A 4,732-nucleotide genomic window follows, 5' to 3' on the forward strand; every position below is an offset into this window, starting at 1 on the left:
AACGCTGAAGCCTAAGGACCATGATAGCAAATAAGAACGTCCAACCAGTTACGAGCGGTATGGTCTCTTTCAAAGAAAATTCGGAAGTCAGCTAAAAGGGTTTTAAACATAAAAATTGACGATTTTTAATTCAGTAGGTTAGTTCAGATTATATTTTAATCTGAATCAAATTAGTTGTTTAAATGTGCGTTCAAATACTACTAAAATACTACTATTATGTCTTTATTTCCAATCAAAAAAGTATAGTATTGATATTTAGTTAGTTAATGACGAGTATCTTTATTTTACAGTTAATCAAATTAATATAACTTTTGGCTGAATATATCATTATAATTTGCTGAATATATCATTTTATATGATACTGGAATCTGAATCAAATTAGTTGTTTAAATTTACCTCAAAATACTACTATTATGTCTTTATTTCTGATAACTATGGTATTGATATTTAGTTGGTTAGTGACGAGTGTCTTTATTTTGGAACCAATGGACTTAATACAATGGCTACATATTCCCCAGTGGTTATGTCTATCAGTAATTTTCCTAGTTATTTCTTGGTGTTTAGGAGATTAATGGTCAATCTAGCAGAGCCACTCTACTTTTTATGTCGGCTTTTCATGTCGGCGAGGGGTTGAAGTGGGAAGTTGTTCAATAGCAAACAACCGCTTTTTCTCCTGAATAAAGAAAGGCTTTCAACCTTAATTATTTGGTAATTTGTATTACTATTAATCATGGTATTGCAGACAGATAATAAAATATTTCAAATATAGTCTCTAAGTATTACAAGATTCAACTATTCTTTTTTTCTCCTAACTATTGGCAATTATTCAATAATTACCAAATTCGGAAGTCTAAAGCCTGCCCTTGGATAGGGGATGAAAAAAATATTCAACTCAGTATTTTAAGCCTCCGACTAAACTTGGAGATACTGATAACTGTTGAGCTGCGCGACATGAATGCGGAGCATTCCCTATAGGAAAAAACGCAGTTCCGACCATAAGAGGCTAACTGATCGCTGAAATGACCTACCCTGTAATAATAAATACTCCATCTAAATCACAATTCAATTCTTAACCTTAAAACCTTATTTATAAATCAAGAAATCATGGTGCGCGAATTTTCTTTTTCTTTTGGGTTCCGAAAAATAGAAGAGAATAACCCCTCATATAACAAATATCAGTCAGGCTTAATCTACCGAGCAATTGTCATAATGTTATTGACCACAATTATTATTGGTCTACAGGTAACTCGTCTAGCCCAACTACAATTAATTCAAGGTAAACAGAATAGGGAACGAGCAGAAAAAAACCGCATTCGACGTATTCCAGTATCCTCTAATAGAGGACTAATTCTAGACCGCGATGGCAAGCCCTTTGCATCTAACCGTCTCACCCGTTCCATATACTTATGGCCGAGAGAACAACCAAAAGAACAATGGACAATTACCGCAGCCAAACTCAGCCCCATAATTAATATACCAGCCAACAAAATTTTTGAAAAAGTAGAACAGGCTATTACTTCAGGAGAAAGGAATGTAAATCTTACCTCTCAAGTTAGTCGTGATACTTTTGTCAGTTTACAAGAAAGGGCTGGAGAATTTCCTGGTGTAGAAGTCAGAGCTGAATCAACTCGTTATTATCCTCATGGACAATTAGCATCCCATATCATCGGATACCTTGGNATACCAGCCAACAAAATTTTTGAAAAAGTAGAACAGGCTATTACTTCAGGAGAAAGGAATGTAAATCTTACCTCTCAAGTTAGTCGTGATACTTTTGTCAGTTTACAAGAAAGGGCTGGAGAATTTCCTGGTGTAGAAGTCAGAGCTGAATCAACTCGTTATTATCCTCATGGACAATTAGCATCCCATATCATCGGATACCTTGGTGAAGTTACATCAGCAGAACTAGAAGCTAACCCAGAATATCAAATGAGAATGATGGTTGGTAGGATAGGAGTTGAAGCTAGTGCTAATGATCTACTAGCAGGAAAATGGGGTCAGCGTCTGATAGAAGTCAATGCCCAAAATCAGGAAATAAGAAAATTTGAAGGAGAAGAGCCTCAAGGTGGAAAAACTATAAAGTTAACCCTCGATCTAGACCTTCAGAAAATAGCAGAAAAAGCTTTGGGTTTTCGTAAAGGGGCAGTAGTTGTTCTAGATGTCAATACAGGGGAAGTTTTAGCAATGGCAAGTTATCCTAGATTTAACCCCAATTTCTTTATAGAACCCATGTCTGAAGAAAAATGGCAAAGTCTTCATAGTCAAGAACAGTCATTTGTGAATCGAGCGCTCCAAGGTTATCCCCCAGGTAGCACATTTAAAATAGTTACTTCTGCTGCTGCTATGGGGTCTGGCAAATTTTCTCCTTATTCAATTATCCAAACCTCTGACTCCATTTATATTGGAGGTATTCGTTTTCAGGAACATAGTGGGGGATATGGTCCTATTGGTTTTAGAACTGCATTAGCTTATAGTAGTAATACCTTTTTTTATAAGTTGGGTGTGAGTATTGGTCATGCAGAAATAGGGAAATGGGCATATAAACTTGGTTTAGGAGGCAAAAATTTAAACCTTCTGGGGATACCTGCTACATATAATGGTCTGATTCCTACTGAAGAAGATAAACGGCAAATTTATAATGATGCCTGGTATTTGGGTGATACAGTGACTATGGCAATTGGTCAAGGTCTGGTTTTGGCCACACCCTTAGAATTGGCAGTAGCAGCAGCAACAATAGCTAATGGCGGGAAAGAGGTTAAGCCTCATTTGTTGGCCGATGAAACTAACTCTCCAGAGATTAAACCTATCCCTACAGGATTGAAACCTGAATATGTGAATATGATCAAAGAAGGGATGATTGATGTTGTTTATTATGGTACGGGACGCTCTCTTAATGATGGTACGATTCCACTTACAGGAGGAAAAACAGGTACATCAGAACTAATTGGACAAAAGTCTCATTCCTTGTATGTGGGTTTTGGGCCAGCCGAACAGTCAAAAATAGCGATCGCTGTGATTATTGAAAATGGCGGTTTTGGTTCTGTGGCTGCAGCTCCAGTTGCTAAACAGGTTTTTCAAACTTATTTTAGGAAGTATAGTCAATAATTAATTATTAATTATTAATTATTAATTATTAGGGTTTGCTGAAAAAGTATGAGTGGTTAGGGTAGGAGTTAGGAGTTAGAATNTCAATAATTAATTATTAATTATTAATTATTAATTATTAGGGTTTGCTGAAAAAGTATGAGTGGTTAGGGTAGGAGTTAGGAGTTAGAATAAATAGGGGTTATAGAGTAGCTAGCAGTAAGAATAGTCCCTTAATTTTTTGTAAGCATTCAGCCGTCAGCTATCAACTATCAGCTTCATTACTTTTAAAAAAGGAAAAAGCAGTTGAGATTTTCAAAGAATTAAAAGTATTGGTCAAAGTCTATTAGCTAACCTTAATAGTCTAGTCTATATAGCTAAATTGTTTATTTAAAAGCTGAGAGCTGACTGCTAGTAGCTGAATGCTTACAATTTTTCTGCTGTAGTGAGTATTAAAGGCGCACTTTTCAAACCTGAATGACCTAAAAACTTACACTTTTTAAGAATCTAAAAAGGCTAAAACGTTTATCAAAAAAAAATGGGTCGCTCAACCCCACTTCGATCAGCGAAATGTTTTTGGAGCGGGGTAGAAATCCCAGTTACAAAAACAACGGCGTTGGTAAATCAATAGATGAAACTTTAAAAGTAATCTGTTTCTAATACCTCTAAATATTTAACCAGAGTAAGTAATGGGTATCACCCATAGTAGAAAGAAAATCATCCCACCAATTACCAATGCCAAAACAACTGTCAGATGTATGTCTTAAATTCTGTTTTCTTACGGCTTCCTCAGGAAATGGGAACCTCAGAATTAAACACTCGCTTCTGACTTCTGAGTTCTGACTTTGTTAATTGTCAATCGCTTTTTTCTCCATGATATAGAGAGGCTTTATACCTTAATTTTCCGGTCAAGCTAAATTGAAGAAAGGGAAAAAGGAAGAGCGAAGAAATATTGAAGAAAAAAAGTTCAATATATAAAAATTTTCTTCTTTTGCAGCGAGAATATTTTTTCTGTTGGGAATGCTGCACAAAAAAGTTTCGTCTTGTTGCCTATTCCTACTCCCTACTTCCTATTCCCTAAATTTTTTATTTTGGCATTGAAGAAATACCTTTGAACAATAATATCAATCCGCCAACTAAAATTGTTATCGCTACACCACCAATCAATAAATCAAGCAAACCAGTATTTTCCATAATTAAATTAAATTTAGGGAATAGGAAAGTAAGCTTTCAGTCGTCAGTCATCAGCTATTGCTTTTTTTTAGATAAAAACTTGATTTTCAACCGCCCTTAAAAGCGGGGTATTATTGCTGAGAGCTGACTGCTAATAGCCTGAATGCTTACACAGGAAATAGGTGAAGAAACAATTATTTGTTACCTCTAATTCAGCATAACTTTAGGAGTATTAATACTCATATCAAATCCGTTTAATTCAGTCTAAAAAAATTTTCCATTTTCAGCTATTACCATATTTGTAGATATCTCCATCTCCCCACCCTCCCCACACTCTTTCTCTAATTACCGAAAAATCAAGGTATAAAGCCTCTCCTTTCAAGGAGAAACAAAAAAAATATTCCTTTTATTCAATCCTATCCGTTTTAGGGAGAGGTAATTATCAATTATCCATTATCAATTATCAATTATTGAA

The 4,732-nt window shown here is 35.2% G+C and carries 2 protein-coding genes and 1 pseudogene; all 3 read left to right on the forward strand.

Annotated elements, in window-relative coordinates; translation table 11 throughout:
- Nucleotides 1-413: 413 nt before the first annotated feature.
- The 3 genes and pseudogenes from AFK68_RS36550 (at nt 414) to AFK68_RS09925 (ending at nt 3,105) form a co-directional block, all read left to right on the forward strand.
- Nucleotides 414-572 (forward strand): hypothetical protein, encoded by a 159-nt coding sequence (locus AFK68_RS36550; protein WP_168186395.1) that lies wholly within the window; start codon nt 414-416, stop codon nt 570-572.
- A 637-nt stretch (nt 573-1,209) separates the two neighbouring features.
- Nucleotides 1,210-1,679 (forward strand): annotated as a pseudogene (locus AFK68_RS44720) (penicillin-binding protein 2); the annotation flags it as partial.
- Nucleotides 1,680-1,719: 40 nt separating this feature from the next.
- The gene (locus tag AFK68_RS09925; protein ID WP_246844097.1) at nt 1,720-3,105 is read left to right on the forward strand and encodes a penicillin-binding transpeptidase domain-containing protein; all 1,386 of its coding nucleotides are present in this window, start codon (nt 1,720-1,722) and stop codon (nt 3,103-3,105) included.
- The last annotated feature ends 1,627 nt before the right edge of the window (nt 3,106-4,732 follow it).

The sequence above is a fragment of the Hydrocoleum sp. CS-953 genome, assembly GCF_002260545.1.
GTDB lineage: Bacteria > Cyanobacteriota > Cyanobacteriia > Cyanobacteriales > Microcoleaceae > Trichodesmium.

Excerpts from the sequence above, each read along its gene's own strand:
- AFK68_RS36550 (WP_168186395.1), top strand. The coding sequence starts at position 414 with ATGTCTTTATTTCTGATAACTATGGTATTGATATTTAGTTGGTTAGTG.